The organism is Bradyrhizobium sp. Arg816 (assembly GCF_029989365.1).
GTDB lineage: Bacteria > Pseudomonadota > Alphaproteobacteria > Rhizobiales > Xanthobacteraceae > Bradyrhizobium.
In genome coordinates, this window is sequence record NZ_JAPRAQ010000273.1 from 1 (window position 1) to 253 (window position 253).

General features: G+C 57.3%; 1 pseudogene. It reads right to left on the minus strand.

Features of this window, described 5'->3' with window-relative positions:
* Positions 1–253 (minus strand): annotated as a pseudogene (locus OWC48_RS46860) (IS3 family transposase); the annotation flags it as partial.

Genomic DNA, 253 nt, shown 5'->3' on the forward strand with positions numbered 1-253 from the left:
CCGAAGGCTGAGATAACGCACCGAGGACCGATCAGCCCCAATCACTTCACACGCCCGCCGCTGACTGACCTCAAAACTCGAACAAAGGTGAGCCACAGCCTGCCGCCTTGCAACGGGCGTCACCATTTTTTTGAATTGAGGTCCTTTAGCATGGCGTTGTCGAGCATCGCCTCGGCCAACAGCTTCTTCAGCTTCGCATTCTCGTCGGCAAGGACCTTGAGGCGTCGAGCTTCGGATACGTCCAGGCCACCAT